Source organism: Nonomuraea sp. NPDC050478 (assembly GCF_044458265.1).
Taxonomy (GTDB): domain Bacteria; phylum Actinomycetota; class Actinomycetes; order Streptosporangiales; family Streptosporangiaceae; genus Nonomuraea; species Nonomuraea ferruginea.
Genome location: NZ_JBITHT010000007.1, coordinates 424,036 through 451,032, shown reverse-complemented (window position 1 = coordinate 451,032; position 26,997 = coordinate 424,036). Strand labels below are relative to the sequence as shown.

The following is a 26,997-nucleotide window of genomic DNA, read 5'->3' as shown; positions in this document are numbered from 1 at the left end:
CATGCTGCGTGACTCGTTCGGGCGGGTGGCTACCGATCTTCGGGTGTCCCTCACGGACAAATGCAACCTGCGCTGCACCTACTGCATGCCGCCGGAAGGGCTCGACTGGCTGCCCAACGCCCAGCTCCTGACCGCCGACGAGGTGGTCAGGCTCGTCACCATCGGCGTCGAGCGCCTCGGCGTCACCGAGGTCCGCTACACCGGAGGCGAGCCCTTGCTGCGCCGGGAGCTTGCCGACATCGTGGCCCGCACCACCGCGCTGCGGCCCCGGCCGCAGGTGTCGCTCACCACCAACGGTATCGGCCTGGCCCGCATGGCGGACGCGCTCGCCGGCGCCGGGCTGGACCGGGTCAACGTCTCCCTCGACACGCTCGACCGCGACACGTTCAAGCGGCTCGCCCACCGCGACCGGCTGCCCGACGTGCTCGACGGCCTGGCCGCCGCGCACCGTGCCGGGCTGCGCCCGGTCAAGGTCAACGCCGTGCTCATGCGCGACGTCAACCAGCACGAGGCGGTGCCGCTGCTGCGCTGGTGCCTGGAGCAGGGCTACGAGCTGCGCTTCATCGAGCAGATGCCGCTCGACGCGCAACACGGCTGGAGCCGCGCGAACATGGTCACCGCCGACGAGATCCTCGCGCTGCTGTCCGGCTCCTTCGAGCTCACCCCCGACGACGTGGAGGAGCGCGGCAGCGCGCCCGCAGAGCGGTTCCTGATCGGCGGCGGGCCCGCGCGGGTCGGCGTGATCGGGTCGGTCACCAGGCCGTTCTGCGGCGCCTGCGACCGCGTGCGGCTCACCGCCGACGGCCAGATCCGCAACTGCCTGTTCGCCCGCGAGGAGTCCGACCTCAAGTCCGCCATGCGGGCGGGAGCCACCGACGACGAGCTGGCCGAGCGGTGGATCGCCGCCGTCGCGGGCAAGCGCGCCGGCCACGGCATCGACGACCCCTCCTTCCTCCAGCCGGCCCGCCCCATGTCGGCGATCGGCGGCTAGTGCGGGCCCGCGACCTGGGCCTCGCCACCGGTGACAGCGGCCGGCACAACGCGATCACCGACGTGCCCGGCGTGGGCGTCGGGCACGTCACCCTCGTCCGCGACCCCGCCGTCCGCACCGGCGTCACCGCCGTCGTGCCCGGCGGGATCGGCCCGCACGCGCCGCTCCCCGCCGGGCTGTTCACCGGGAACGGCCACGGCAAGCTCGTCGGCGCCACCCAGCTGTCCGAGCTCGGCCTGCTGGAGTCGCCGATCGTGCTCACGGCGACCCTGTCGGCGTTCCGCGCCGCCGACGCGCTGGTGACCTGGATGCTCGCGCAGCCGGGCTGCGCCGGCGTACGAACCTTCAACCCGGTGGTCGGCGAGTGCAACGACGGCCACCTGTCCGACATCCGCGCCCGCCCCGTCACCGAGGCCCACGTCCTGCGGGCCGTCGCCACGGCCGCCGGCGGTCCCGTCGCCGAGGGCTGCGCCGGCGCCGGCACGGGCACCACCGCCCTGGGCTTCAAGGCCGGCATCGGCACCGCCTCCCGCCTGCTGCATGCCGCGGGCGAGCAGGTCACGCTGGGCGCCCTCGTCCAGGCCAACTTCGGCGGCACCCTCCGCCTCCACGGCCGCCCGATCACCCCCTCCTCCCTGGGGCTCCCCGGCGAGTGCCTCCCTCCAGCCGGGCCGGAGGAGGCGGGCTCCTGCATGATCGTCATCGCCACCGACGCGCCCGTGGACGCCCGGCAGCTCACCCGGCTGGCCAGGCGGGCCGTCTTCGCGCTCGGCCGGGTGGGCGCCGACTACAGCCACGGGAGCGGCGACTACGCCATCGCCTTCACCACCCGCACCGGGCACGCCCCGATGCCCGACCACGAGCTGAACCCGCTGTTCGGCGCGGCCATGGACGCCGTCGAGGAGTCCGTGCTGAACTCCCTGCTCGCGGCCGAGACGACCACGGGCGCCGAGGGCCGCACCGCCCACGCGCTCCCCGCGCCGCGTCTTCTGGAGCTCCTGAGGACATGACCGCGTACGGTGGAGACGTGTTCGACGCGGTGATCCTGGCGGGCGGCAGGGCTGAACGGCTGGGCGGGGTGGACAAACCCGGCCTGGAGGTGGGCGGCACGCCGATGGTCGGCAACGTCGCCGCCGCCGCCCGTGAGGCCGGGCGCGTCGTCATCGTGGGACCTGCCAGGGCCATCCCGGGCGCCGTCTTCGTCCGCGAGGACCCGCCGGGCGCCGGGCCGGTGCCCGCGCTCCGGGCGGGGCTCGCCGAGGTCACCGCCCCCTGGGTGGTCCTCCTCGCCGGCGACCTCCCGTTCCTGGCCCCCTCCCACCTCTCCACCCTCCTGGCGCATACCGGCGCAGGGCGTGGGGCGGTCGCCGTGGACGGGGAAGGACGCGAACAGTGGCTGCTCGGCGTCTGGGAAGCCGCCGGGCTGCGGGAGGCGCTGGCGGCCTACGAGGGGCGGTCGCTGCGCGGGCTGCTGGCGCCGCTCGTGGGGCGGCGGGTGCCGCTGCCCCGGCAAGCCTGGTTCGACTGCGACACCAGGGACGACCTGGAGGAGGCTCGGAATGAACGTGCTGGCTGAGTGGACCGCGCTGGCCTGCGAGGAGTTGGGCATCGACCCGGCCAGGGTGGACCGCGACCAGATCCTGGAGCTGACGAAGGAGGTCGCGCACGGGGTGGCCAGGCCGGCCGCGCCGCTGACCGCCTACCTGCTGGGGCTGGCCCAGGGCGCCGGGACCGCGCCGGAGGAGGCGGTGGAGCGGCTGACCGCGCTCGCCAGGAATTGGGGCCAGACCACAACCGAGACGCTGACCGACCGCTGACACTGGAACGAACTCGTGCAGTCAAGCCCCGCCCGACCCTGAAGATTCCCTGTGAATTGTGGGGCTGGCGGGGTGTAAACGATTTCGGGAAAGCGGCCCTATCCGACTGCGAAGCCGGCTCGTGAACAGATCATCGGCTTCGAAAGTTTTGCCGGGAAAAGGGCGACGCCGGGTGGTTACGGGGGCAAACCACCCGGCGTCGCTACATCGGCGTTCCGACGGGGGCCCGGAACGCCGGCACCAGCACTCCGACGGGGGACCGGAGCGCTTGGCTAAAGCGTACACCTACAACCCGTGGGATGCGTCAAGACTTAGTCACGACCCGATCTCGCGTCGGTGCATCGGTATCTCGCTTTGGTTAGCTTCCGGGGTCTGAAAGGTGGGAGGTGGGGCGTCCTTGCCACGCTCATTGGCCCCGATAACCGCTATGTACGGCAAAAAGACCGCACCGGCGATGAACAGCAGCTTGTACGGCCACGGCAGCGGCACCACCACCGCCAGGATCAGGCAGATCGTGCGGATGCCCATCTTGATGAGGTAGCTCCGCTCCCGGCGCCGGATGTCGGTGCTCAGCGAAGGCCTGGCGTCCGTGACCGTGTGGACCGCCTGCTTCCTGCGCCAACTCCTCATACCCCCCACGTTAGACCTCGGACGGGCCGGCGGCGACAGCGCCCCTGGACGGCACTATGGGTCATGCGATCATGGCCTTGGAGTAAGGAGGATTCGGAGATGACGGATCGTACGTACCGCGTGACCGAGATCGTCGGCACCTCGCATGAGAGCGTCGACCAGGCCATCCGCAACGGCATCAGGCGGGCCTCGCAGACCCTGCGCCACCTCGACTGGTTCGAGGTGACCGAGGTGCGCGGCCACATCGACGCGGGCGAGGTGGCCCACTTCCAGGTCGGCATGAAGGTCGGCTTCCGCCTGGAGGACAGCTAGCACCGTCGAGCCCCCGCGGCTCGACGGCCGCGGGCGATGCGACGGGACAGCGGACGCCACCCGGCCGGGTAGGACGGGCGAGCCCTCGCGGCTCGACGGCCGTGGGCGATCAGCGACGAGACGGCGGACGCCACCCGCCCGCGGAACCGCTCGTCCTGACTGGCTTACAGATCGAGCGCGCCCCGGGCCTCCACCGCCGGCTCACCGGCGGAGCGCGTCCCGGGTTCCGCCATCAGCTCACCGGCGGGCGCGTCCCGGGTTTCCCTGCCAGCTCAACAGCCGAACGTGCCCAAGGTCTCCGCCATCAGCTCACCGGCGGAGCGCGTCTGGGGGTTTCCGCCGCCGGCTCATGGGCGGAGCGCGTCCTGGGTTCCGCTATCGACTCACCGGTGGAGCGCGTCCCGCGTCTCCGCCACCAGTTCACGCGCCGCGTCCACCGCCGTGGCCAGCGACTCCGGGGTCTCGCCCAGGCCGCCGAGCAGCGCGCGGGCCCGGCGGCCGAACCCGGCGGGGGCGCCCGGCAGTGTCTCCGCGACCGCCAGTGCGCCCTTCTCGTTGAGGCACCACCGCCGTTCGGCCGCGAACAGCGCCTGCACCAGCACGCCGACCGCCCGCGACAGGCAGAGCGCGACGTAGAGGGTGTCCGCCCTGCCCACGCCCTTGCCCGCCACCTCCACCAGGAACCCGGCCTCCTCGGCCGCCCCCATCAGCGACTCCCGCAACCGCTCCGGGTACACGGCGGCCTCCCGCCGCAGCCGTCCCAGCTCCCCGTGCGGATCGGCGAGGATCGCGCCGAGCGCCACCTCACCCGCGTAACACGGCGACCAGAACCCCAGCGGATGCCCCACCTGGACGCCCACCTCGTAGCGGCCCTCCCGGCAGTCCTCCCACACGCGCCGCACCCGGTCGACGTCGCGCAGGATCCAGTCCACCGCCACGCCGCCGACCTCCAGCCACGCCCCGCCGTCCACCCACGGCCCCCACCCGCCCGGCCCGGCCACCTCGACCCCGGGCCCCGCGAGCTTCCGCAGCCCTTCCACGTCGAGCGGCGCCCGATAGTAGACGCCCAGATCCCAGTCGGACTCCGGCCGGTGCTCCCCACGCGCCCGGCTGCCGCCCAGCAGCACCCCCACCACCCCCGGCACCTCGACCAGCCGCTCCGCCATCTCCGCCACAACGGTCCGCACCGCCCACCCTCCCCATCCGGCATGGTCATCCAAGATCAAATAGTGCCCATCCTACGTCCGCCCTGACACCACCCCACCCGCCCCTCAACCAGCCTCCGGCGCCCGCCACCCGCAGGCCGCAATGGCGCCCCCACCGTCCCAACCCCGTCGACTACCGCTCTGCCGCCACCGGCAATGGCGGCGATCGGTTTCGGATCCCCGTAGGGACGCATCGAGGCGGGACGGCGGCGGTCGCCCCTCCGGCGGAAAGGGCGGGCATAAGGTCGGTGACCATCGGGCGTAGCCGGCCGTCGTACCGATGGCGCTGCCTCGGCGGCCACCACCGCGCGGCGGCGCCCGCGCAACCGCGGTGCCGGCGGACAACGCCGGTCCCGCACCACCGGCCTGCCCGCGTGGGCGCTCGACGCGCTGGCGGGTCGGCCGATAGCCACCTCCGTCGGCCGCACCTCCGTCGGCCGTCCGGCCGCCGCGGCACCGGCCGCATCACGTGCCGACCCGCTACGCGATCGAGGGACCTCGTCGGGCCGGGGGCGGCCCCTCGTCCGCGGTGGGCGTCAGGGGGGCGGAAGCGGCCTCTCCTCATTCACGGTGGGCGGTCAGGGGGCGGAAGCGGCCTCTCCTCGTCCGAGGTGGGCGTCAGGAGAGCGGAAGCGGCCTCTCATCCACGGCGGGCGTCGGGGTGGGATTCACGCGACTCGACGACCGGGGGCGTCAGGGGGCGGATCCGGTCGCTCCAGCCATGCCTCTCCTCGGCGGCGAACGATCACCAGAGGCTTGTAGGGGGTGACAGATGGGGGGAGTGGACGGCACACTTCGGTCATGCGCAGCCGTACCGCGGGGGTGTTGACGGCACTGCTCCTCGTCGCTTCCACAGTGGCGTGCGCGGGGGAGCCGGCGGCGCGGCGGCCCGCGGGGGAGAGCCCGGTGTTACGGCAGAACCAGGACCAGGTCGAGCGGACCGCGGGCAGCCTGCGGCGGCTGGACGACCTGCCGATGTACGAGATGACCTACCACGGCGGCTACGACGCCGAGGCGCCGCTCACCGACGAGGAACTGGCCCGCCCCGACAGCGCCTGGGCGTGCTCGCTGTTCGCCCGCGGCCCCGAGTCGGCAGGCGGCCCGGAGTTCGCCCGCAACTTCGACTGGGACCCGAACGCCGCCATGGTGGTGCACGCCAAGGCTCCCGGCGCGTACGCCTCGATCTCCGTCTCCGACGTCTCGTACGTGCTCGACGGCGGCGGGCCGGACCTGGCGGACCCTGGGCACCGGCGGCGGCTCGGCCACGCGGTGCTGCTGCCGTTCGACGGCATGAACGAGAAGGGCCTGGCCGTCGGACTGGCCCAGACGCCCGACGCCGAGCTGCCCGAACGGACGCCGGGCCGCGCGCTGGTGGGCACCACGCGCATCATCCGGCTGATGCTCGACCGCGCCGCCACCGTGGACGAGGCGATCGCGCTGATGCGCCGCTACGACGTCGAGTTCACCGGCGGGCCGCAGGTGCACTACCTGATCGCCGACCGGACCGGCCGCGCCGTCGTCGCCGAGTACGGCGGCGGCAGGCTGCACATCGTCGACGACCGGATCCTCACCAACATCACCATGGCCGGCACCAGCCCGGCCGACCGGCTGTCGGACGCCCGCTACGGCGCCCTGGCCAAGGGCGCAGGCACCGGCGCCGACGCCCTCGACCTGCTGCGCCGGGTGGCGCAGCCGCACACCCGCTGGTCGATCGTCTACGACCTGGACGACCTCACCGCCCGGCTGGTCACCGGGCAGCGGTGGAGCAGGGTGCACGAGCTGGCGATCAGCTCGCCTGGCTGACCGTCGACATGTTGAAGTCCGGCACCCGCACGGCGGGCATGACGGTGCGGGTGAAGTAGTCGCCCCACTCACGCGCCAGCGTCTGCCGGGCGCCGCCCACCTCGCTCAGCCGGCCCAGCAGGTCGACCGGGCTCTCGTTGAACCGGAAGTTGTTGACCTCGCCCACCACCTCGCCGTGCTCGACCAGGTAGACGCCGTCGCGGGTGAGCCCGGTCAGCAGCAGCGTCTGCGGGTCGACCTCGCGGATGTACCACAGGCAGGTCAGCAGCAGCCCGTGCTTGGTGGAGGCGATCATGTCGTCCAGCGAGCGGCCCTCCCCGGGGCCCTTCATGATCAGGTTGTCGATGGCGGGCGTCACCGGCAGCCCGCTCAGCTCGGCCGAGTAGCGGGTCTGCAGCAGCGCCTCCAGCCGCCCCTCACGGATCCAGTCGGTGGACGACAGCGGCAGCCCGTTGTCGAACACCGAGCTCTGGCGGCCGGAGGAGTGCGCCGTCACGAACGGCGAGCAGGCGATGCCGTCGGCCGCGGGGTCGCTGGAGAGCGTCACGGGCACCGTGGCGAGCTGCTCGCCCACCCTGGTGCCGCCGCCCGGCCTGGCGAACACCGAGCGGCCGTCCACGGCGTCCCTGGCGCCCGCGGACCAGAAGAGGTAGACCATCAGGTCGGCCACCGCCGTCGGCGGCAGCAGCGTCTCGTAGCGGCCCGCGGGCAGGTCGACCCGCGTCTTGGCCCAGTCGAGCCGCCGCGCCAGCCCGGAGTCGAGGGCGGCGACGTCCACGTCGGTGAAGTCGCGGGTGGCCACGCCGGTCCACGCCGAGCGCTTGAGGTCCTCGGACTTGGCGTTGAGCTCCAGCCTGCCGGTCGGCTGGTCGTGGCGCAGCCGCAGCCCAGCGGAGCTGCCGAGGAAGGTCGAGGTGAGCGTGTGCTCGGCGAACCCGTACAGCTTCCTGCCGCCCGACGCGGCGGCCGAGAACGCCTCGCCGAGCGCGGGCGCGAAGTCCGCGAACACGTCGATGCCGGTCGGCGGCACCGGCTCGTCCCAGGACGGGCTGGCGGGCACCCCGGACACCAGCTCGCGGGCGTCCTCGGCGGGCCGCGCGTCGCGCGCCGCCGCGTCGGCGGCGGCCACCACGTCGGCGAGCTGGTCAGGGCGGACGGCGGCGCGCGACACCACGCCGACGCCCTGCCCGGCCACCGAGATCACCGTGAGCCGGCTGGAGCGCGCCACCCCGTTGGTGGTCAGCGTGTTGCCGGCGAAACGCAGGTTGGCCGTGGACTGCTCGTCGGCCAGCACCACGCACCCGTCGGCCGTGGAGAGCTCCAGCGCCTTCTCCACCATCTGCTGGGGAGTCACTTTCCGCCCTCCTGAACGGTGTTGAGTATCCGGACGTTCCTGAACAGCGCCGACGGGCAGCCGTGGCTCACCGGCGCGACCTGCCCCGGCTGGCCCTTGCCGCAGTTGAACGCGCCGCCCAGCACGTAGGTCCGGGGCCCGCCGACGGCCTCCATCGACTGCCAGAAGTCGGTCGTGGTGGCCTGGTAGGCGAAGTCGCGGACCTGCCCGGCCAGCTTCCCGTGGGAGATCCGGTACGCGCGCTGACCAGTGAACTGGAAGTTGTAGCGCTGCATGTCGATCGACCAGCTCTTGTCGCCGACGATGAACAGCCCGCGCTCCACGCCGGCGATCAGCTCCTCGGTGTCGGGGCCGCCGGGCGCGGGCTGGAGCGACACGTTGGCCATCCGCTGGATCGGGGTGTGGCCGGGCGAGTCGGCGAACGCGCACCCGTTGGACCGGCCGAGCCCCTTCATCAGCGCCATCCGCCGGTCGAGCTGGTAACCGACCAGGACGCCGTCGCGGACGATGTCGAAGCTCTGCCCCAGCACGCCCTCGTCGTCGTAGCCGACGGTGGCCAGCCCGTGCTCGACCGTGCGGTCGCCGGTGACGTTCATCGACGGCGACCCGTACACCAGCTCGCCGAGCTGGTCGAAGGTGGCGAAGCTGGTGCCGGCGTAGGCGGCCTCGTAGCCGAGCGCCCGGTCGAGCTCGGTGGCGTGGCCGATCGACTCGTGGATGGTCAGCCACAGGTTGGACGGGTCGACCACCAGGTCGTAGTCGCCGGCCTCGACCGACGGCGCCGCCAGCTTCTCCGCCAGGTGCAGCGGCAGCGCCTCCAGCTCCGTCCGCCAGTCCCACCCCGTGCCGGTGAGGTACTCGTAGCCGCGGCCCACCGGGGGCGCGATCGTGGACATGTCGTCGAAGCCGGACTCCGACGCCTTCATCGCGTTCAGGCTCGGATGGATCCGCACCCGCTGCTGCGTGGTCGTGGTGCCGGCCGTGTCGGCGTAGAACTTCTGCTCCTTGACCTGCAGCAGCCGGGCCGAGACGTGGTCGGCGCCCTTGAGCAGCCCCGCCGACCAGTCGGCCAGCAGCGCCACCTTGTCGGCCTGCGGCACCTCGAACGGGTCGACCTCGTAGGACGACACCCATGTGGCGTCGGCGTGCACCGGCTCGGGCGCGAGCTCGATCGGCTCGCGGTTGATCGGCGCGCTCACCTGCGCCACCCGGACCGCCTGCTCGGCCACCAGCGCCGCGGCCTCCGGCGTCAGCTCGATCCCGGCGGCGAAGCCCCAGGTGCCGCCCTTCACCACGCGGACGGCGTAGCCCAGGTCGTCCGCGTCGGAGGCGCCTTCGAGGCGGGCGTCGTAGAGGCTGAGCGTCTCGGCGCGGACGCGTTCCAGCCGGAAGTCGGCGTGTTCGGCGCCCAGGTCGCGGGCGCGCTGCAGGGCGGCGTCCGCGAGCCGCCGCAGCGGCAGCGCGAGGAAATCGGAGTCGATCTGGCGCATGTCCACGATCCTAATCCCGTGATCTTGTGTCCCCCGGATAAGCGGGTACCGGCGGGTAGCCGATAGCGTCTGGTGTCATGGCACGCTCTGTACTCGTCACCGGAGGCAATCGCGGCATAGGCCTCGCGATCGCCCGTGAACTCGCCGCCGCCGGCGACGCCGTCGCCGTCACCTACCGCTCGGGGGAGCCGCCGGAAGGGCTGTTCGGGGTCCGGTGCGACGTGACCAGCATGGCCGAGGTCGAGGCCGCCTTCGACAAGGTCGAGGCGGAGCAGGGCCCGGTCGAGGTCCTCGTCTCCAACGCCGGCATCACCAAGGACACCCTGCTGGCGATGATGAAGGAGGAGACCTTCACCGACGTCATCGACGCCAACCTCACCGGCGCCTACCGCGTCGCCAAGCGGGCCATCCGGCCCATGATGCGGCTCAAGCGCGGCCGCGTCATCCTCGTCTCCTCCGTGATCGGCCTGCTCGGCCAGGCCGGCCAGACCAACTACGCCGCCTCCAAGGCCGGTCTGATCGGCTTCGCCCGCTCCATGGCCCGCGAGTACGGCTCGCGCGGCATCACGGTCAACGTGGTCTCGCCCGGGTTCGTGGCCACCGACATGACGGCCGAGCTCGACACCGAGGCGATCGTCAAGAACATCCCCCTCGGGCGCCAGGCGTCTCCCGAGGAGGTCGCGCGCGTCGTCCGCTTCGTGGCGAGCGACGACGCCTCCTACATCACCGGGGCCGTGATCCCCGTCGACGGCGGTCTGGGAATGGGGCACTGACGTGGGCATACTCGAAGGCAAGCGGATCCTCGTGACGGGCGTGCTGACCGACGCGTCCATCGCGTTCTCGGTCGCCAAGCTGGCGCAGGAGGAGGGCGCGACCGTCGTCCTCACCGGGTTCGGCCGGCTGAGCCTGGTCGAGCGGATCGCCAAGCGGCTGCCCGATCCCGCTCCGGTCCTGGAGCTCGACGTGCAGGACACCGACCACCTCGACACGCTCGCCGCCCGGGTGGGCGAGCACGTCGAGGGCCTCGACGGGGTGGTCCACTCCATCGGCTTCGCCCCGCAGACGGCGCTCGGCGGCAACTTCCTCAACACCTCGTGGGAGGACGTCGCCACCGCCCTGCACGTGTCGACCTACTCCTACAAGGCGCTCGCGGTGGCCTGCCTGCCGCTCATGAAGGACGGCGGCGCGGTCGTCGGCCTCGACTTCGACGCCACCAAGGCCTGGCCGGTCTACGACTGGATGGGCGTGGCCAAGGCCGGCCTCGAGTCGTGCAACCGCTACCTCGCCCGCGACCTCGGCAAGCACGGCATCCGCGTCAACCTCGTGGCCGCCGGGCCGCTGCGCACCATGGCCGCCAAGTCGATCCCGGGCTTCAAGGAGTTCGAGGACAGCTGGCCCGACAGGGCCCCGCTCGGCTGGGACCTCGCCGACACGGTGCCGGCCGCCCGCGCCTGCGTGGCGCTGATGTCCGACTGGTTCCCGGCCACCACCGGCGAGATCGTGCACGTCGACGGCGGCGTCCACGCGATCGGCGGCTGACCCTCAGGCGAGCCGGTGCCGCCCCGCCGGCTCGAAGGGGATCGACTCGTGCTGCTCGCTCCGGCGCCTGCGCTGCTGCACCACGCGGCTGGCCAGGACCGCCGTGGCGAGCAGCACCACGGTCAGCGTGGTGCCCACCACGTCGGAGGCCTTCGCCACCGGCCGCACCACCGGCTCCCTGCCCACCTGAAGGGGCAGCTTGTCGGTGAACGGGTCCGGCCACAGCAGGTCGATGCGCAGGTCTTCGGGGTCGGCCGCCGGGTCGTCGGTGACCGGCTCCTCGCTGCCGTCGACGGAGTGCGTCTCGCGCGCGGGCGGCTGCGTCGGCCAGGTGGTGGGCGCCGCGTCCGCCTCCTCCCGGTCGTCCTCGCGGTCCCGGTCGTCCGGGTCGCGGCGGCGCTCCTCGCGCTCCCGCTCGGGCTCGGGCTCGGCAGTCGTACGGCCGGTGGTCTCGGGCGTGGGGCGGAGCGTCTCCTCCAGCAGGCCCTCGCCCTCGCAGGCGAGGCCCGGCAGGCAGACGTCGCTGAGCGGCTCGGGCAGCAGGGTCTTCTTGGGCTTGGCGGAGGGCTTGGCGTCGGAGGAAGGCTCGGCCGACGAACGCGGCGCGGCGGTCGGCACGGCCTCGCCGACGGTGCCGAGCACCTTGTCGGTGGTCTTGCCGAGTCCTTCGGTGAGAGGTTCGGTGAGCCCGCCGGTCAGCTTGTCGACCGTGCCGGTCACGGCGCCCACGGTGTCGCACAGGCCGTCGGTCAGGCCCGAGAGCAGGCCGCCCCCGCCGTGCTCGCAGTCGAGGACCTGGGCCCCCGCCGGGGCGGCGGCGACGACGGGAAGCGTCACCATCGACACCGCGAGGATCCCAGCCGAGATCGCGGTTCTGCTCCCCATCCGTCCCCTCCCGCGTCGCTTCCGAGGAAAATCCTTATGGACACAGGCCAGACGACGCAGGGTTTTTCGGGGTAAAGTTGCGATTCGGTATCGACTAGTAACACGCGAGCGAGGCTCTCGTTCGTCATTCGGGGGACGAGACGTCATCAAGGGCCTCTCGGATCTCGATCGGGAGCTCCAGGTCTTCTGCGAGCAGCGTGCCTTTGAGCTGCGCGAGCGTGCGGGCGCCGACGATCGCCGAGGCGACCCCCGGCTGGTCGCGGACCCACGACAGCGCCACCGCCGTCGCCGAGACGCCCAGCCCCTCGGCCGCCGTCACGACGGACTCGACCACGCTGCGGCTCCTGTCGTCGAGGTACGGGCGGACGAAGTCGGCGAAGTGAGGGGTGGCGGCCCGCGAGTCGGCGGGGATGCCGGTGCGGTACTTGCCGGTCAGCACCCCGCGGCCCAGCGGCGACCAGGCCAGCACGCCCACGCCCATGTGGTGGGCGGCGGGCAGCAGCTCGCGCTCGGCGTCGCGGGCCAGCAGGGAGTATTCGGTCTGCACCGAGGTGATCGGCGCCCGGCCCGGGATCACCCGCTGCGTCACCGAGGCCGCGGCGAGTTGCCAGCCGGTGTAGTCGCACACGCCCGCGTAGAGCGCCCGGCCGGAGGAGACGATGGTGTCGACCGCGGCCAGCGTCTCGTCGAGCGGGACCTCGGCGTCGTAGGTGTGCAGTTGCCACAGGTCGACGTAGTCGACGCCGAGCCGGCTCAGCGAGGCGTCGACCGCGGCGATCAGGTGGCGCCGGGAGGCGTCGCGCTGCCGGTGGCCCATCGGCGTCACCACGGCCTTGGTGGAGATCACCAGCTCCTCGCGCGGCACCTGGTCGCGCAGCAGGCGGCCGAGCACCCGCTCGGCGTCGCCGCCGGTGTAGACGTCGGCCGTGTCGACGAGGGTGCCGCCCGCGTCGAGGAACATCCCGAGCTGGGCCGCCGCGTCGTCGGCGTCGGTGTCACGCCCCCACGTCATCGTGCCGAGGCCCAGCCGGGACACCGACAGGCCGCTGCGGCCGACATAACGCTGCTCCATGATCCCGCCAGATTACCGCTCGGGGCCGTGAAACACCGCGACAGACGCCTGCGACACTTGGGTGGATGACGACGCTGCTATTGGCCCGTCACGGGCTGACCGATCTGACGGGGCCGGTCCTGGCCGGCCGCACACCTGGAGTTCACCTCAGCGACGCCGGCCGGGCGCAGGCCGCCGCGCTGGCCGAGCGGATCGCCGGCGTCCGCCTCGACGCCATCGTCTCCAGCCCGCTGGAGCGCTGCCGCGAGACCGCCGAGGCCGTCGCCGCGGGCCGCGGCCTGCCCGTCGAGACCGACGAGCGGCTGCTGGAGTGCGACTACGGCGACTGGACCGGGCGCGAGCTCAAGGAACTGGCCAAGGATCCGCTCTGGCCGGTGGTGCAGGCCCACCCGAGCGCGGCGGTCTTCCCCGGCGGGGAGGCGATGACCGCGATGCAACACCGCGCCGTCGCCGCCATCCGGGGCTGGAATCGACGTCTGGGGGAGAAGGCTGTCTACCTGGCGTGCAGTCACGGAGACGTGATCAAGGCGATCGTCGCGGACGCGCTGGGGCTCCACCTCGATCAGTTTCAGCGGATAACCGCTGATCCGGCCGCTCTCACCGTTATTCGCTATGCCCCCTTGCGTCCCTTTGTTCTCAAACTTAACGATATGGGGGAATTGAAGCTTTCTGAGGATTCGGAGGAGAAAGACGGGGGAGAAAACTCCACCGGGAGCGATGCCGCCGTCGGCGGCGGGCCCGGGACCACGTAAGGTCAGGCTATGCCGGTCTTCGACTACGACCCGCCGGAGAGGTTCGTGGCGGGCGCCCTCGGCCAGCCGGGCGCGCGCGCCTTCTTCCTCCAGGCCAGGGCCGAGGGCAGACTGACCACGGTCGCGCTGGAGAAACTGCAGGTGGCCGCGCTCGCGGGCAGGCTCGAAGAGCTGCTCGACGAGGTGCTGCGGCGCAGCGGAGGCACCGCCCAGGTGCCCGCCATCGCCCCCGCCGAGCTGACCGACGAGGGCCCGCTCGACGTCCCGGTCGCCGAGGACTTCCGGGTCGGCACGATGGCGCTGGCGTGGGACCCCGAGAGGTCGCAGGTGGTCATCGAGGCCCAGGAGATGGTCGACGAGGAAGACCTCGGGGCGCCCGAGCCCGCGGTGCTGCGGGTCCGCATCAGCGCCGGCGCCGCCAGGGCCTTCACCCGGCGGGCGCTGGACATCGTCGCGGCGGGCCGCCCGCCTTGCCCGCTCTGCGGGCAGCCGCTCGACGCCGAGGGGCACGTGTGCGTACGTCTCAACGGCTACCGCGGAGGTGAGGCGGCTTCATGACCGCTCCGGAGAGCGAGCCCGCCGTCAGGCCTGCCCTCCCCTCGGCCATGGACGAGGAGGAGACGCTCAAGCTGCTCCGTGACGGCCGCCTGGAGATGGCCGGGCGCCTCGTCGAAGCCACCAACATGACCCTCTACTGCACGGTCAGGCTGGGCGAGCGCGCGGTCGCGTGCGTCTACAAGCCGGTACGCGGCGAGCGCCCGCTGTGGGACTTCCCCGACGGCACCCTCGCCGCCCGCGAGGTCGCCGCCTACGAGGTCTCCCAGGCGACCGGCTGGCACATCGTGCCGCCCACGGTCTACCGCGAGGGGCCGTTCGGGCCCGGCATGTGCCAGCTGTGGATCGACACCGAGCGCGAGATCGACCTGATGCGGCTGGTGCGCAGCCGCAACCCGGTGGTGCGCCGGATGGCGATCTTCGACGCGGTGGTCAACAACGCCGACCGCAAGGGCGGCCACCTGCTGCCGCTGCCGACCGGCCACGTCTACGGGGTCGACCACGGCGTCTGCTTCGCGGTGGAGGACAAGCTCCGCACGGTCCTGTGGCAGTGGCGGGGCAAGCCGCTGTCGCGCGAGGCGGTGGGCGTGCTGGCCAAGCTGGAGCGCGACCTCGACTCCGGTTCGCTGGGCCGCAAGCTGCGCGACCTGCTGACGACGGCCGAGGTCGAGGCGACCTGGAAGCGGGTGCGGCGGCTGCTCGACACCGGCGTGCACCCGTACCCCTTCGAGGGCTGGCCTGCCATCCCCTGGCCGCCCATCTAGAGCAGTTTTGTACGCTTTGCCGCATGTGCACGGTGATCGTGAGAACGGGTCGGCCCCTGACCCTGATGGGCATCAGGGACGAGTTCGCCGACCGCCCGTGGGAAGGCCCGGCCGAACACTGGCCCGACCATCCCGGTGTCGTCGGCGGGCGCGACCTCAAGGCGGGCGGCACCTGGCTCGCGGTCGACCGGCAGGCCCGCCGCGCCGCCGCCCTGCTGAACGGCCGCGGGCTGCCCGCCCCCGAGATCAGCAAGCTCTCCCGCGGCGACCTGCCGCTGCTCGCGGTCTCCTCCGGCGAGATGCCGGACGTCGACCTGACCCGCTACGACCCGTTCCACCTGGTGCTCGCCGGCCTGTCCGGGGCCCGCGTCTTCAGCTGGGACGGGCACCGGCTGGAAGCCGCCGAGCTGCCCGACGGCACCAGCGTGATCGTCAACACCGGGCTCGACCCCGGCCACGAGCGCGTCACCACCAACCTGCCGAGATTCGCCGGCGACGCCGACTGGCACGAGCCGCTCCGCGACCCGCCCTCCGACGCCCCCGACGCGCTGATCGTCCGGCACGAGCTGCCCGACGGCCGCGTCTTCGCCTCCCTCAGCGTCACCCTCCTGACGCTGGCGCCGGACGGCGTGACGTACGAGTTCACCGACATGACCGCTGATCAGCACGGATAGGCTCGAAGACATGAAATCGTGGTCCGCCCCCAACGTTCCCAGGCTCCCCGGCGCGAGCGTCCCCCTGCGGCTCTACGACACCGCGTCCCGGCAGGTCCGGCAGACCGATCCCGGGCCGACCGCGAGGATGTACGTCTGCGGCATCACCCCCTACGACGCCACCCACCTCGGCCACGCCAACACCTACCTCGCCTTCGACCTGGTCGGCCGCATGTGGCGCGACGCCGGCCACACCGTCCACTACACGCAGAACGCCACCGACGTCGACGACCCGCTGCTGGAGCGGGCCGAGCAGACCGGCGTCGACTGGCAGAGCCTGGCCGAGCGCGAGATCGACCTGTTCCGCGCCGACATGGAGGCGCTGCGCATCCTGCCGCCCCGCGAGTACGTCGCCGTCACCGAGGTCGTCGGCCGGGTGGCGGAGCTGATCGGCGAGCTGGCCGAGCGCGGCGTCACCTACACCCTCGACGGCGACGTCTACTTCGACGCGTCCGCCGCCCCCCGCTACGGCGAGGTCTCCGGCTACTCGCGGGAGCGGATGCTGGAGCTGTCCGCCGAGCGGGGCGGAGATCCGGAGCGGCCCGGCAAGCGAGACCCGCTCGACTGGCTGCTGTGGCGGGCCGAGCGGCCCGGCGAGCCCGCCTGGGACTCGCGGCTGGGCCGCGGCAGGCCCGGCTGGCACGTCGAGTGCACCGCGATCGCCCTCGACAACCTCGGCTCCGGCTTCGACGTGGCCGGCGGCGGCTCCGACCTGATCTTCCCGCACCACGAGTGCGGCGCCTCCGAGGGGTACGCGGCCGCCGGCGAGTGGCCGTTCGCCCGCTTCTACACGCACGCCGGCATGGTCGGCCTCGACGGCGAGAAGATGTCCAAGTCGCGGGGCAACCTGGTGTTCGTCTCCAAGCTGCGGGCCGAGCACGACCCGATGGCGGTCCGGCTCGTCCTGCTGTGCAGGCACTACCGCGCCGACTGGGACTACACCCCTGACCTGCTCGCCGACGCCGAGGCCAGGCTGGAGCGCTGGCGCTCCGCCGTGGCCGTGACCGCCGGGCCGCCCGCGGAGGCGTTGCTGGCCGAGGTGCGCGACCGGCTCGCCGACGACCTCGACGCCCCCGGCGCCGTGGCCGCCGTCGACCGGTGGGCCGGCGAGGCACTCGACGGCGGCGGGAGCGACCGGGCGGCGCCGGCCCTGGTCCGCGACCTGGCCGACGCCCTGCTCGGCGTGGCGCTCTAGACCGTCATCCGGGCCGGCCGGTGACCGTCCAGCTCGCGGGCGAACCACTCGATGGTGCGCCGCAGCCCTTCACCGGCCGGCACCTTCGCCGTCCATCCGAGCCGCTCGGCGGCCAGCGTGGTGTCCGGCCGGCGCACCTTCGGGTCGTCCTCCGGCCGCTCGACGAACTCGATCGGCGACGCCGACCCGGTCAGCTCCTTGATCATGGTGGCCAGGTCGAGCATGGTCAGCTCGTCCGGGTTGCCGAGGTTCACCGGGCCGTCGAAGTCGCTCTCGGCCATGGCCAGCACGCCCGACACCGTGTCGTCCACGTAGCAGATCGACCGGGTCTGCGAGCCGTCGCCGGTGACGGTGATCGGCTCGCCGGTCAGCGCCTGCCGGATGAACGTCGGGATGGCACGGCCGTCGAACGGCCGCATGCGCGGACCGTACGTGTTGAAGATCCGCACGATGCCGGTGTCGGTGCCGCGCGAGTCGCGGTAGGCCGTGGTCAGCGACTCGGCGAAGCGCTTGGCCTCGTCGTAGACGCTGCGCGGCCCCACCGGGTTGACGTTCCCCCAGTACGTCTCGCGCTGCGGGTGCTCCAGCGGGTCGCCGTACACCTCGCTGGTGGACGCCAGCACGAACCTGGCCCCCTTCTCCCTGGCCAGCCCGAGCGCGTGCAGCGTGCCGACGCTGCCGACGCGCAGCGTCTCGATCGGGTAGCGCAGGTAGTCGGCCGGCGAGGCGGCCGAGGCGAAGTGCAGCACCAGATCCACGTGACCGGCGACGTGCACGTAGCCGGTCAGGTCGCACTCGATGATGCGGAACGACGGACGGTCGACCAGGTGTTCCACGTTGCGCGGCCCGCCGGTGAGGAAGCTGTCCATGCACACCACGTCAGCCCCCCGGTCCAGCAGCCGCTCACACAGGTGGGAGCCGAGGAACCCGGCTCCTCCGGTGACCAGCGCCCTCATGACGTGACCTCCATCGCGGCGTCGACGACCTCGGATACCTCGATCTTCAGCAGGCCCGGGTCCGGCTGGTCGCCGTGCGGGTCCCCCCGGCTGCCCGCCCACAGCGCCACGTGCCGCCACCCGGGCGGCGGCCCCCACTGCGCAGGGGAGACCGGCCCGAACAGCACCACCGACGGCACGCAGAACGCGGTCGCCAGATGGCCCACGCCGGTGTCGCCGCACACCACCAGGCGCGCCCTGCTCACCAGCTCGATCAGCTCGGCCAGGTCGGTGCGGCCGGCGAGCACCCGATCCGCCGGCAGCCCGGCAAGCTCGGCCACCCTCCTGGCCAGCCCGGCCTCCTCGGCGCTGCCGGTGACGACCACGTCGTCGTCCAGCAGCGCCGCCACCTTCGCGAACCGCTCCGGCGGCCAGCGCCTGGCCGGGTAGGCGGCGCCGGGATGCACGATCGCCGGCCCCGTACGGTCGGAGACGCCGAGCGTGAGGTCCTGCGGGTCGGCCGGGATGCCGTACCACCTCAGCAGGTCGCACCAGCGCCGCACCTCGTGCACGCCGTCCTGCCACGGCGGGCCGGTCTCGTAGCTGATCAGCCGTCCCGGCTCGGTACGGCGCAGCGCCTCGATGCTCTGCGGGCCCCGGCCGTGCAGGTTGACCGCCAGGTCCGGCCGCTCGAACGGCACCGGGCCGGGCCCGGACACGTCGATCTGTTCGTCCACCGCGCCGGTGAGCGGCAGCAGCGGGCCGAGATAGGCCGGGGTGGCGAGCGTGATCCGGTGCTCCGGATGCGCCTGGCGCAGCGCGCGCAGCGCGGGCACGGCGGTGAGCAGGTCGCCCAGCCCCAGCCCGCGCAGCACCAGGAGTTCTAGGGCCATGATGTCTCCGTGTCCGGGCAGACGACGAGTTCCCTGATCTCGCAGCCGACCGGCCTGCCCAGCGCGAACACGATCGCCTGGGCGACGTCCGCGGGGTCGTTCAGCCCTGCCTCCGGGCCGGGCTTGTACTGCTCGGGCCGTCCGTCGAAGAAGCCCGTCCGCATGCCGCCCGGCACCAGCAGGGTGACCCCCACCTCGCCGCGCAGCTCGACCGCCAGCGCCCGGGTCAGCCCGACCACGCCGAACTTCGACGCGCTGTAGGCCGAGGCGTCGCTCAGCGGGCGCAGCCCGAGCGTGGACGCGCAGGTGACGATCCGGCCGCGCGACCTCTTCAGGTACGGGAGCGCGGCCCGCACGACGGAGGCCGTGCCGAGCAGGTTGACCTTGACCACCTGCTCCCAGTCGTCGGCGGGCACGTCCTCCAGCCGCCCGCACCGGTCGATGCCGGCCGCGGTGACGACCGCGTCCAGCCCGCCGGCCCGCTCGGCCAGCTCGCGGACGGCGCGCTCGGCCTGCTCCCGATCGGCCAGGTCCGCGGTGGCGTGCTCGAAGCGCTGGCTCGGCTCGCGGACGTCGACGACGAACGATCGCCAGCCCTCCTTCTCGACCGCTTCCGCGGTGGCCAGGCCGAGGCCCGAGGCGCCCCCCGTGATCAGTACGTTCATCGGATCTCCTTGATCAGATTGGTTGTCGAACGTCCCGGCAGCAGGTCCAGCACCACCGTCTCGGCGCCGATGCCGGCCAGGACCTCGGATTCGGGCAGCGTGCCGCCCTCGTAGTCGCCGCCCTTCACCCACACGTCGGGGCGGAGCAGCTCGATCGCGCGGACCGGAGTGCCCTCGTCGAACACCAGCACCGCGTCCACGCAGCTCAGCGCGCGCAGGACCTCGACCCGGCCGGTCACGTCCACGATCGGGCGCGACGGGCCCTTGAGCCTGCGCACGGACTCGTCGGAGTTGACGCACACGACCAGCGCGTCGCCGAGCGCGCGGGCCCGACGCAGCAGGCTGACGTGCCCGGCGTGCAGCAGGTCGAAGCAGCCGCCGGTGGCGATCAGCCGGCCGCCGGACGCCCGGACCAGCTCGGCCACCTCGACGGCGGTGCGCGGCCGGTCGCCCAGCTCCTGCTCCTGGACGCGGACGGCGGCCGCGCCGCCGCCGGCGACGAACCGCGAGGCCTCGCCGACGCCCGTGATCACCGCCTCCGCCACGCCGGCCCCGGCCCGCATCGCGAGCGCCGCGGCCCCGGCCAGCCTGTCTCCCGCGCCGCACGGGTCCTGGCCGCTCGCCCGGACCGGCGCCGGGATCTTGAGCATCGTGCCGTCGGCCAGCGCCAGGGACGCGCCCCCGGCGCCCCGGGTGACCACGACCGCGCCGGCGTCCAGCTCCTCCCGGATGGCGCGCGCCGCCCGGTCGGCGCCCGGGAACTCGCCCGGGCACAGCAACCTGGCCTCGGCCTCGCTCGGCGTGATCAGCGCGCATCCCCGGGGCGGCCTGACGCCTCTCGGGTGCGGATCCCACACCACAGGCGCCGCACAGCCGCGCAACAACTCCCGCGCCACCGCCGCCACCCCCCGTCCGTAATCCGCCACCAGCACCGCCCCCGCCCCCGCAACCACCTCAACCGCCCGCGCATACCCATCCACAGCGGCCAGATGTCCCCCTACGGCGGCCATATCCACGCCCTCGGCCGTCACGCCCTGGACGCCGGCATCCGGCCCGAACTCCCCCATGTGTCGTTCGGCACCACTGACGCTTCCGCCTGCGGCGGTCACGACCGTGTCGCGCGTGTTTCCGTCAGCGGAGGCTGGGTCCGATTCCGGCGTGTGTGGGTTGGCGGCACTCCCGCTTCCGCTTGCGGCGGTCAGTTCGGTGTCGCGCACGCTTCTGTTGGTGGCGGTTGGGCCCCCTTCCCGGGTGTGTCGGTCGGCGGTCGTGTTTCCGCCTGTGACGATCACGTCTGCGTCGCTAGCGTTTCCCTTCGCGAGAATTGGGTCCGGCTCCGGGGTGTGTGGGTCGGTGGTTGTGTTTCCGCCTGCGGCGGTTGGATTCGGTTCCAGCGTGTGTGGGTTGGAGGCGGTCACGTTCGCGTGCTGCGGATTTTCGCCTGCGGCGATGGTGTGGCTGTCTGTGTCTTGTGGGGTTTGATCTGTGGCGGGTGTGTGGTCGTCGGCGGGTCGGGCGTGGTGGTCGAAGAGGTCAGAGTGCGCGTCTCTGGTCTCGGGGGCTTCTCGTGGTGGGACTTCGTCCTGGTGGGCGGGTCCGGTTGTGGGCGCTTCTGGGAAGGGTGGGGCGGTTCCGTCGCCGGTGTCCAGGCGCAGGAGTGTCTGGCCTCCGGCTCGTACGCGGGTCTTGCGTACGGTCTCGCCCCGCAGCGGGAGTCGTACCAGCTCCAGTTCGGCCGACAGCAGCCCGCACAGGCGGCGCCCCGCGGGGTCGTCGCCGATCGCGGTGATCAGCACCACGTCGGCGCCGTCACGGGCGGCGAGCAGCGCCGCCAGCCCCGCCCCGCCGGGACGGGCGTGCTCGGCCGTCACGTCGACCACCGGCACCGGCGCGTCCGGGCAGAGCCGCACGGCTTCGCCGTCGACGTCCACGTCCAGCAGCGTGTCGCCGATCACGACCAGCGGACCCGGCGGCGGGGGACCGCGATGGACGTCCCGGCCCCGCCGTGGATCCGTCACCGGGCCTCCTCGGCCGCGTCGCAGAGCATGTGGATCATGGCGAGGTGCACCTCCTGCACCGTGGCCGTCTCGTCGGCGGGCACGGCGACCGCGTCGTCGCACAGGTCGGCGAGCGGGTTCGGCGCGGGCCCGGTCAGCGCCCACGACAGGATTCCGCGCTCCTGGGCGGCCCGCGCCGCGGCCAGCACGTTGGCGCTGCGGCCGCTTGTCGACAGGCAGATCAGCACGTCGCCCGGACGGCCGTGCGCGTGCACCTGGCGGGCGTAGATCTCGTCCGCGCCGAAGTCGTTGGCGATCGCGGTGAGCGACGAGGTGTCGGCGTGCAGCGGGATCGCCGCGTACGGCGACCGGTCGGCGCGGAACCGCCCGACCAGCTCGGCCGTCAGGTGCTGGGCCTCGGCCGCCGACCCGCCGTTGCCGCAGGCCAGCAGCCTGCCCCCGGCCGCGAGCACGCCCCCGAGCTTGCCGCCCCAGGCGCGGATCGTGGTGGCGTGGTCGTCGACCCTGGTCAGGGCCGTGCGGAGCTTCTCCAGATGCGTGTCCATGATTACCCCCCCAGCGCGGCGAGACGGCGCGGCTGTCCGTCGATCACCTGCGTGTACACGGCCTCGGTCTGCTCGGCGATGCGCGGCCAGCCGTACCGTTCCCGGGCCCGGCGTGCGCCGGCCCCGCCGATCTCCCGGCGCATGTCCGGTCTGCCGAGCACCTCCTTCAGCGCCCTGGCGAGCGCTCTCGGCCTTCGCGGCGGCACCAGCAGCCCGCAGCCGGCCACGGTGTCCAGGTGGCCGCCGACCGCCGACGCCACGACCGGCACGCCGCACGCCATCGCCTCCACGGGCACCAGCCCGAACGGCTCGTACCACGGCACGGTGACCAGCACGTCGGCCGCGCGCATGAGCGCCGGGACGTGCTCGCGCGGCACGCTGCCGATCACGTGCACCCGGTCCGCCAGCCCGTAGCCCTCGGCCAGCTCGCGCAACCGCACCGCCTCCTCGTCGTCGGTTCGCCCGCCCGCGATGACCAGCTCGGCGCCGGGCAGCCGGCGCAGCGCCGCGATCACCGTGTCGACGCCCTTGCGCGGCACCAGCCGGCCGATGCTGAGCACCATCGGCCCCTCCGTGCGCGGCGCCACCGGCCCGTCCGGGCAGAACGTCTCCAGGTCGACGCCGCACGGCACGACCGTGATCCGCCGCTCGGGCACGCCCATCGCGACGAGCTCCGTGACCTCGTCGCCGCAGGTCGCCAGCACCGCGTCGGCGCGCCGGCCGATGGCCCGCTCGGTGGCCACGCGGTGCGCGGGGCTGGTGTCGGCGCCGCCCTGCCAGCGCCGCTTCACCGTGCCGAGCGCGTGGAACGTCTGCACCACCGGGAACCCGTCCGCCGCCTGCAGCGCCGCCTGCCCGCTCATCCAGAAGTGCGCGTGCGCCACGTCGGGGGCGCGCAGCGCCCAGCGGTCGGCCAGCCGGTCGGTGAACTCCGGCATGTACGGGGGAAGCTCGTCCTTCGGCACCGGGGCCGCCGGGCCCGCCGGCACGTACTCGACGGTGATGCGGGGGGAGAGCCGCACCGACGAGGGCTGGGCGGCGTGGGAGCGACGGGTGTGCACGACGATCGAGTGGCCGCGCGCGGCCAGCGCGGTGGCCAGCGCGGCCACGTACACGTTCTGACCGCCGGAGTCCACGCCGCCGATCGCGGCGAGCGGGTCGGCGTGCTCCGAGATGAGATCGATCTTCACTGCGTCAGCTCCCTCACTGCCTTGACCACCTGCTCACTCGTCACCTGCGACAGGCACGGGTGCCCGGGGACCGGGCAGACGCGCGCCCTGCTCGCCCGGCAGGGCGCGTGCTGGTCACCGAGCAGCACCGTGGGCACGCCGTACGGGGCCCACCGCTCGGCGGGGACGACAGGGGCGAACAGGCTGACCACCGGCGTGCCGACCGCCGCCGCCAGATGTGCCGGGCCGGTGTTGCCCGCCACGAGCACCCCGGCACGCTGGAGGACGGCCGCGAGTTCGGCGAACGAAGTCCGCCCGCCGAGGTCCACGGCGTCCTCGCCGGCGACGAAGGCGGTGAGATCGCGTTCCTTGCCGGTGACCACGACCTGGTGCCCGTCGTGGACCAGCTCTCGTACGGTCTGGCGATGCCTCTCTGCGGGCCAGGTCCGGGCGGGAGCGGAGGTCCCCGGGTGCACCACGACATACGCGCCTTTGTCGGCAACGCCGCCGACATTGAGCAATTGCCCTGTTTCTCGGCTGATATCCGGAAGTGGCTGTCGAACTGCGAGTCTGCCGTCGTCGCCGGGCGGCAGCTCGAACCCGGCGGCGCGGGCCAGCGCCAGCATCCGCTCCGCCTCCGGCACGTCGACGCTCTCGTCGACCCGGTGGCGCACGTCGAGCAGCGAGCCCGGGTAGTCGTCGCTGATGGCGGCGATCCGCCCTACCCCTGCCAGCCTCAGCAGCAGGGCCAGCGGCAGCGCCGACTGGTGGAACGAGGTCAGGATCAGCGCCTCTTCGCAGCCGCGTACCTCCCGGACGAGCGCGTCCACCTCGGACCGCGTCACGGGCGGCGGCTCGCTCATGATCCACGGCGCCCGCCACTCCACCACCCGGTCCACCCCGGGCAGCAGCCCGGCGGCCGCGCTGCCATGGGGGCCGGCCAGGAAGACGACCTCGCCCGCCCGCCCGCGCACGGCCCGCACGGCGGGGCCGGCCAGCAGCACGTCCCCGGCGTCGTCGAGCCGCGCCACGAGCACCCGCGGAGCGCTCATCGCCGCACCTCCCATTCCCCCCTGAGCCGGTGCCAGCAGGCCACCGGTGGGATCAGCACGCCGGTGACGGCCATCCGCGCCACCTCGCCGGGGCTCCGCGGCCCCGGCCGCACCCGGGCCCACACGAACTCCCCGGTCATGAGCACCCACCCCGCCCCCGCCAGCCAGGCCCCGGCCCCCGCCGGCCCTCTGACGCGCCTCCAACGGGAGAAGGCGGCCTGGTGAGCGGTCAGGCTGTAGGCGGTGCCCAGGGCGAGAGCGGCGGCGGCGAAGGCCGTCGTGAGGGCGTGGCCGCGCAGGCGCCCGCGGACGCCGATCGCCGCGCGCCAGGCCGGCCCGTGCAGGCGGCGCATCAGGGCGTCGTCGGCGTTGCCGCGCTGGAACCTGACGCTGGCCCAGAAACCGTCGTCGCGCACCGGGTGCACCGTCACCCGCGCCCCCTTGACCAGCCGGTAACCGGCCCGCCGCACGCGCAGGGCCAAATCGGCGTCCTCCCGGTAGGCGCGCGGGAACCGCTCGTCGAAACCGCCCACCCGCTCCAGCGCCGAGCGCCGGTAGGCCATGTCGGCCGTCGGCCAGTCGGCGTCCACCAGCCCGGCGGTGTGCCGCTCGCCGTCGGTGGGCCGTCGCCCGGACGGCAGCGGCACCGTGATCCGCCCCTGGCTGCCCCCCACGTCCTCCGGCAGGTCCATCAGGTCCTTCCAGACCGCGCGCGCCCAGCCGGGCGACGGCACCACGTCGTCGTCCAGGAACGCCACCCACGGCGTGTCCGCCGCCCGCCAGCCGGCGTTGCGCGCCGCCGCGGGCCCGCGCCCGCCCGAACGCACGACCCGTACGCCGCCGGGCACCTCCAGCGGCTCGGCGGCGCCCGGCCGGTCGTCGGCCACCACGACCGGGACGTCCGCCAGCGCGGCCAGCGTGGCGCGCAGGCTCGGCCGCCCGATCGTGGGGATCACCACCGTGATCACGACGCGAACACCTCCCCCCGCCGTATCAGGTAGGGCCCCAGGGCCAGCACCTCCACCGGCGAGGACCCGAAGCACTCCAGCGCGTCACGCGGGTCGTCCACCATGGGCCGCCCGGCGGTGTTGAGGCTCGTGTTGACCACGACGGGCAGCCCGGTCCGCGCCTCGAACTCGGCCAGCACCCGCGCCATCAGCGGATCGGCGGCGGGGGAGACGGTCTGGACCCGGGCGGTCCCGTCCACGTGCACCACGGCGGGGACGCGCTCACGCCAGCCGGGGAGCACGTCGTGCACGAACAGCATGTACGGCGACGGCACCGGCCCCCGGCCGAAGACGGCGGCGGCCCGGTCCTCCAGCACCATGGGCGCGATCGGCCGGAACTGCTCCCGCCCCTTGACGTCGTTGAGCCGCTCGGTGTTGGCCGCGTGCCCCGGGTGGGCCAGCAGCGAGCGGTGCCCGAGCGCCCGCGGCCCGTACTCCGACCGCCCCTGGAACCAGGCGACGAGCCGGTCGGCGGCCAGCTCGTCCGCCACCGCCGCCGCCAGGTCGGCGGGGCGCGTGTACGGGACGCGGGCCACGTCCAGCCACGCCCCGAGCTCCTCGTCGGTGAAGCCGCGGCCGAGCGCCGCGGTGCTCATCGGGGCGGCCGGCTCCCCGTGCACCTGGGCCAGGTGCAGCGCCCCGCCCAGCGCGGTGCCGGAGTCGCCGGCGGCCGGCTGCACCCACACCTCGTCGAACGGCCCCTCGGCCAGCAGCCGGGTGTTGGCCACGCAGTTCAGCGCGACCCCGCCGGCCAGGGCCAGCCGCCGCTCGCCGGTCCGCTCGTGCAGCCAGCGGGCCAGGTCCAGCAGCACCTCTTCGAGCCGGGCCTGCACGCTGGCCGCCAGGTCGGCGTGGTCGTCCGTCCACTGCTCGCCCTTGCGCAGCGCCTTGGCGTACCCGCCCCACTCGATCGGCGTCACGTGGAAGCCCCCGTCGCCCGTCGCGTAGACGAGCTCGCGCAGCTCCTCCAGGAACCGCGGCCGCCCGTACGAGGCGAGCGCCATCACCTTGTACTCGTCGCAGGAGCGCAGGAATCCCAGGTGCTCGGTCACGTCCTCGTACATCAGCCCGAGCGAGTGCGGCAGCGGCTGGGCGGCCAGCACCTCCAGCTCGCCGCCGGTGTAGCGGCCGGCCAGGTGGGAGACGTTCTCGCCGCGGCCGTCGCACACCAGCACTGCGCAGTCGCGCCAGGGCGAGGCCAGCCCCGCCGAGGCGGCGTGCGCGATGTGGTGCGGCACGAACCGCACCCGCGCCGCGTCCAGCCCCGGCAGCGCCGTGGACAGGAACAGCGGGGCGCGTACCGCGTAGCGGGTCCGCAGGTCCTCCCAGTCGCCGTCCGGGCGCTGCTCGACCAGGGCGGGATCGTAGGAGTAGGCCACCGCGTCGACGTCCTCGGGGCCGATGCCCGCCTCCCGCAGGCACCAGGCGGCCGCCTGCTCCGGCAGTTCCCACGCGGAGAACGGAAGCGGGCGCTTGCCGTGCTTGCGCCGGCTGAACCGCTCCTCCTCCGCGGCGGCGACCACCCTCCCGTCCACGACCAGGGCCGCCGCGGGGTCATGGAAGATCGCGTTGATGCCGAGAAATCTCATCGGTTCCCTTCCTGCGAAGATTAGGAGAACGGCTACCGAGAGGAGCG

General features: G+C 73.5%; 28 protein-coding genes. 13 read left to right on the top strand and 15 right to left on the bottom strand.

The features are described 5' to 3' along the window. Position 1 precedes the first annotated feature (1 nt). The 4 genes from moaA to ACIBF7_RS34910 are packed head-to-tail and all read left to right on the top strand — an operon-like array spanning position 2 to position 2,808. Positions 2-991 carry a GTP 3',8-cyclase MoaA gene (gene moaA, locus ACIBF7_RS34925; RefSeq protein WP_397199049.1) on the top strand — a complete coding sequence of 330 codons (990 nt, stop codon included), beginning with the start codon at positions 2-4 and terminating at the stop codon, positions 989-991. Continuing rightward, positions 991-2,001 carry a P1 family peptidase gene (locus ACIBF7_RS34920; protein WP_397199048.1) on the top strand — a complete coding sequence of 337 codons (1,011 nt, stop codon included), beginning with the start codon at positions 991-993 and terminating at the stop codon, positions 1,999-2,001. The genes moaA and ACIBF7_RS34920 overlap by 1 nt, the downstream gene beginning before the upstream one ends. Continuing rightward, positions 1,998-2,567: a molybdenum cofactor guanylyltransferase gene (locus ACIBF7_RS34915; protein ID WP_271278399.1), complete on the top strand. Its 570-nt coding sequence runs from the start codon at positions 1,998-2,000 to the stop codon at positions 2,565-2,567. The genes ACIBF7_RS34920 and ACIBF7_RS34915 overlap by 4 nt, the downstream gene beginning before the upstream one ends. Next, entirely contained in the window at positions 2,551-2,808 is a 258-nt protein-coding gene (locus ACIBF7_RS34910; protein WP_148031375.1) for a DUF6457 domain-containing protein, read from the top strand. Before ACIBF7_RS34915 ends, ACIBF7_RS34910 begins: the two co-directional genes overlap by 17 nt. Before the next feature lie 315 nt (positions 2,809-3,123). Here ACIBF7_RS34910 and ACIBF7_RS34905 read toward each other — a convergent pair whose 3' ends face one another. Then, positions 3,124-3,438, bottom strand: coding sequence for a DUF3099 domain-containing protein (locus ACIBF7_RS34905; protein WP_148031376.1), 315 nt, complete (start codon positions 3,436-3,438; stop codon positions 3,124-3,126). 99 nt (positions 3,439-3,537) lie between these two features. Between ACIBF7_RS34905 and ACIBF7_RS34900 the strand changes: the two genes are divergently transcribed. Then, on the top strand, positions 3,538-3,750 hold the full coding sequence (locus tag ACIBF7_RS34900) for a dodecin (RefSeq protein ID WP_148031377.1): 213 nt from the start codon (positions 3,538-3,540) through the stop codon (positions 3,748-3,750). Between the two features lie 383 nt (positions 3,751-4,133). On the opposite strand, the gene ACIBF7_RS34895 is transcribed toward ACIBF7_RS34900, so the two are convergent. After that, on the bottom strand, positions 4,134-4,937 hold the full coding sequence (locus tag ACIBF7_RS34895) for a nucleotidyltransferase domain-containing protein (protein ID WP_397199047.1): 804 nt from the start codon (positions 4,935-4,937) through the stop codon (positions 4,134-4,136). 819 nt (positions 4,938-5,756) lie between these two features. Between ACIBF7_RS34895 and ACIBF7_RS34890 the strand changes: the two genes are divergently transcribed. Beyond that, positions 5,757-6,758: a linear amide C-N hydrolase gene (locus tag ACIBF7_RS34890; RefSeq protein WP_397199046.1), complete on the top strand. Its 1,002-nt coding sequence runs from the start codon at positions 5,757-5,759 to the stop codon at positions 6,756-6,758. Here ACIBF7_RS34890 and ACIBF7_RS34885 read toward each other — a convergent pair. Both ACIBF7_RS34885 and ACIBF7_RS34880 read right to left on the bottom strand, forming a co-directional pair. Beyond that, positions 6,742-8,112, bottom strand: a complete 1,371-nt coding sequence (locus ACIBF7_RS34885) for a metallopeptidase TldD-related protein (protein WP_261808518.1) — start codon at positions 8,110-8,112, stop codon at positions 6,742-6,744. The two genes, ACIBF7_RS34890 and ACIBF7_RS34885, sit on opposite strands and share 17 nt — an antisense overlap. Next, positions 8,109-9,602: a TldD/PmbA family protein gene (locus tag ACIBF7_RS34880; protein WP_148031380.1), complete on the bottom strand. Its 1,494-nt coding sequence runs from the start codon at positions 9,600-9,602 to the stop codon at positions 8,109-8,111. Before ACIBF7_RS34880 ends, ACIBF7_RS34885 begins: the two co-directional genes overlap by 4 nt. Positions 9,603-9,679: 77 nt before the next feature. Here ACIBF7_RS34880 and fabG point away from each other — a divergent pair, with 77 nt between their 5' ends. Further along, positions 9,680-10,375, top strand: coding sequence for a 3-oxoacyl-ACP reductase FabG (fabG, locus tag ACIBF7_RS34875; RefSeq protein ID WP_148031381.1), 696 nt, complete (start codon positions 9,680-9,682; stop codon positions 10,373-10,375). Position 10,376: 1 nt separating this feature from the next. Then, positions 10,377-11,141 (top strand): enoyl-ACP reductase FabI, encoded by a 765-nt coding sequence (fabI, locus tag ACIBF7_RS34870; RefSeq protein ID WP_148031382.1) that lies wholly within the window; start codon positions 10,377-10,379, stop codon positions 11,139-11,141. Between the two features lie 3 nt (positions 11,142-11,144). Here the strand turns inward: fabI and ACIBF7_RS34865 are convergent, their stop codons facing one another. Both ACIBF7_RS34865 and ACIBF7_RS34860 read right to left on the bottom strand, forming a co-directional pair. Continuing rightward, positions 11,145-12,026, bottom strand: a complete 882-nt coding sequence (locus ACIBF7_RS34865; protein WP_397199045.1) for a hypothetical protein — start codon at positions 12,024-12,026, stop codon at positions 11,145-11,147. A gap of 124 nt (positions 12,027-12,150) precedes the next feature. Next, positions 12,151-13,098, bottom strand: coding sequence for an aldo/keto reductase (locus ACIBF7_RS34860; protein WP_148031384.1), 948 nt, complete (start codon positions 13,096-13,098; stop codon positions 12,151-12,153). A gap of 65 nt (positions 13,099-13,163) precedes the next feature. Here ACIBF7_RS34860 and ACIBF7_RS34855 point away from each other — a divergent pair, with 65 nt between their 5' ends. Genes ACIBF7_RS34855 through mshC form a run of 5 tightly spaced genes read left to right on the top strand, consistent with a single transcriptional unit; the run spans position 13,164 to position 17,077 of the window. Further along, on the top strand, positions 13,164-13,850 hold the full coding sequence (locus ACIBF7_RS34855; protein ID WP_148031385.1) for a histidine phosphatase family protein: 687 nt from the start codon (positions 13,164-13,166) through the stop codon (positions 13,848-13,850). Positions 13,851-13,859: 9 nt separating this feature from the next. Further along, complete coding sequence (locus ACIBF7_RS34850; RefSeq protein WP_397199044.1) at positions 13,860-14,408, top strand: DUF3090 domain-containing protein; 549 nt, start codon at positions 13,860-13,862, stop codon at positions 14,406-14,408. Further along, complete coding sequence (locus ACIBF7_RS34845) at positions 14,405-15,169, top strand: SCO1664 family protein (protein ID WP_148031387.1); 765 nt, start codon at positions 14,405-14,407, stop codon at positions 15,167-15,169. The genes ACIBF7_RS34850 and ACIBF7_RS34845 overlap by 4 nt, the downstream gene beginning before the upstream one ends. A gap of 23 nt (positions 15,170-15,192) precedes the next feature. Then, entirely contained in the window at positions 15,193-15,843 is a 651-nt protein-coding gene (locus ACIBF7_RS34840) for an NRDE family protein (RefSeq protein WP_148031388.1), read from the top strand. A gap of 10 nt (positions 15,844-15,853) precedes the next feature. Beyond that, entirely contained in the window at positions 15,854-17,077 is a 1,224-nt protein-coding gene (gene mshC / locus ACIBF7_RS34835; RefSeq protein ID WP_397199043.1) for a cysteine--1-D-myo-inosityl 2-amino-2-deoxy-alpha-D-glucopyranoside ligase, read from the top strand. Here mshC and ACIBF7_RS34830 read toward each other — a convergent pair. From ACIBF7_RS34830 to ACIBF7_RS34790, 9 genes are read right to left on the bottom strand one after another with little or no spacing between them, the layout of a single operon-like run. Further along, a complete protein-coding gene (locus ACIBF7_RS34830; protein ID WP_271278388.1) occupies positions 17,074-18,033 on the bottom strand; it encodes a UDP-glucuronic acid decarboxylase family protein in 960 nt (319 codons plus the stop codon). The genes mshC and ACIBF7_RS34830 overlap by 4 nt on opposite strands. Then, positions 18,030-18,905: a glycosyltransferase family 9 protein gene (locus ACIBF7_RS34825; protein WP_397199042.1), complete on the bottom strand. Its 876-nt coding sequence runs from the start codon at positions 18,903-18,905 to the stop codon at positions 18,030-18,032. The genes ACIBF7_RS34830 and ACIBF7_RS34825 overlap by 4 nt, the downstream gene beginning before the upstream one ends. Beyond that, positions 18,896-19,570 (bottom strand): SDR family oxidoreductase, encoded by a 675-nt coding sequence (locus ACIBF7_RS34820; protein WP_271278386.1) that lies wholly within the window; start codon positions 19,568-19,570, stop codon positions 18,896-18,898. Before ACIBF7_RS34820 ends, ACIBF7_RS34825 begins: the two co-directional genes overlap by 10 nt. Continuing rightward, positions 19,567-21,588: a PfkB family carbohydrate kinase gene (locus tag ACIBF7_RS34815; protein WP_397199041.1), complete on the bottom strand. Its 2,022-nt coding sequence runs from the start codon at positions 21,586-21,588 to the stop codon at positions 19,567-19,569. Before ACIBF7_RS34815 ends, ACIBF7_RS34820 begins: the two co-directional genes overlap by 4 nt. Beyond that, positions 21,585-22,133 (bottom strand): SIS domain-containing protein, encoded by a 549-nt coding sequence (locus tag ACIBF7_RS34810; protein WP_397199040.1) that lies wholly within the window; start codon positions 22,131-22,133, stop codon positions 21,585-21,587. The genes ACIBF7_RS34815 and ACIBF7_RS34810 overlap by 4 nt, the downstream gene beginning before the upstream one ends. Before the next feature lie 2 nt (positions 22,134-22,135). Continuing rightward, the gene (locus tag ACIBF7_RS34805; protein ID WP_397199039.1) at positions 22,136-23,323 is read right to left on the bottom strand and encodes a glycosyltransferase; all 1,188 of its coding nucleotides are present in this window, start codon (positions 23,321-23,323) and stop codon (positions 22,136-22,138) included. Beyond that, positions 23,320-24,354 (bottom strand): glycosyltransferase family 9 protein, encoded by a 1,035-nt coding sequence (locus ACIBF7_RS34800; protein ID WP_148031395.1) that lies wholly within the window; start codon positions 24,352-24,354, stop codon positions 23,320-23,322. Before ACIBF7_RS34800 ends, ACIBF7_RS34805 begins: the two co-directional genes overlap by 4 nt. Continuing rightward, a complete protein-coding gene (locus ACIBF7_RS34795; RefSeq protein WP_397199038.1) occupies positions 24,351-25,322 on the bottom strand; it encodes a glycosyltransferase family 2 protein in 972 nt (323 codons plus the stop codon). The genes ACIBF7_RS34800 and ACIBF7_RS34795 overlap by 4 nt, the downstream gene beginning before the upstream one ends. After that, a complete protein-coding gene (locus tag ACIBF7_RS34790) occupies positions 25,319-26,950 on the bottom strand; it encodes a carbamoyltransferase C-terminal domain-containing protein (RefSeq protein WP_364230674.1) in 1,632 nt (543 codons plus the stop codon). Before ACIBF7_RS34790 ends, ACIBF7_RS34795 begins: the two co-directional genes overlap by 4 nt. Positions 26,951-26,997: the final 47 nt, after the last annotated feature.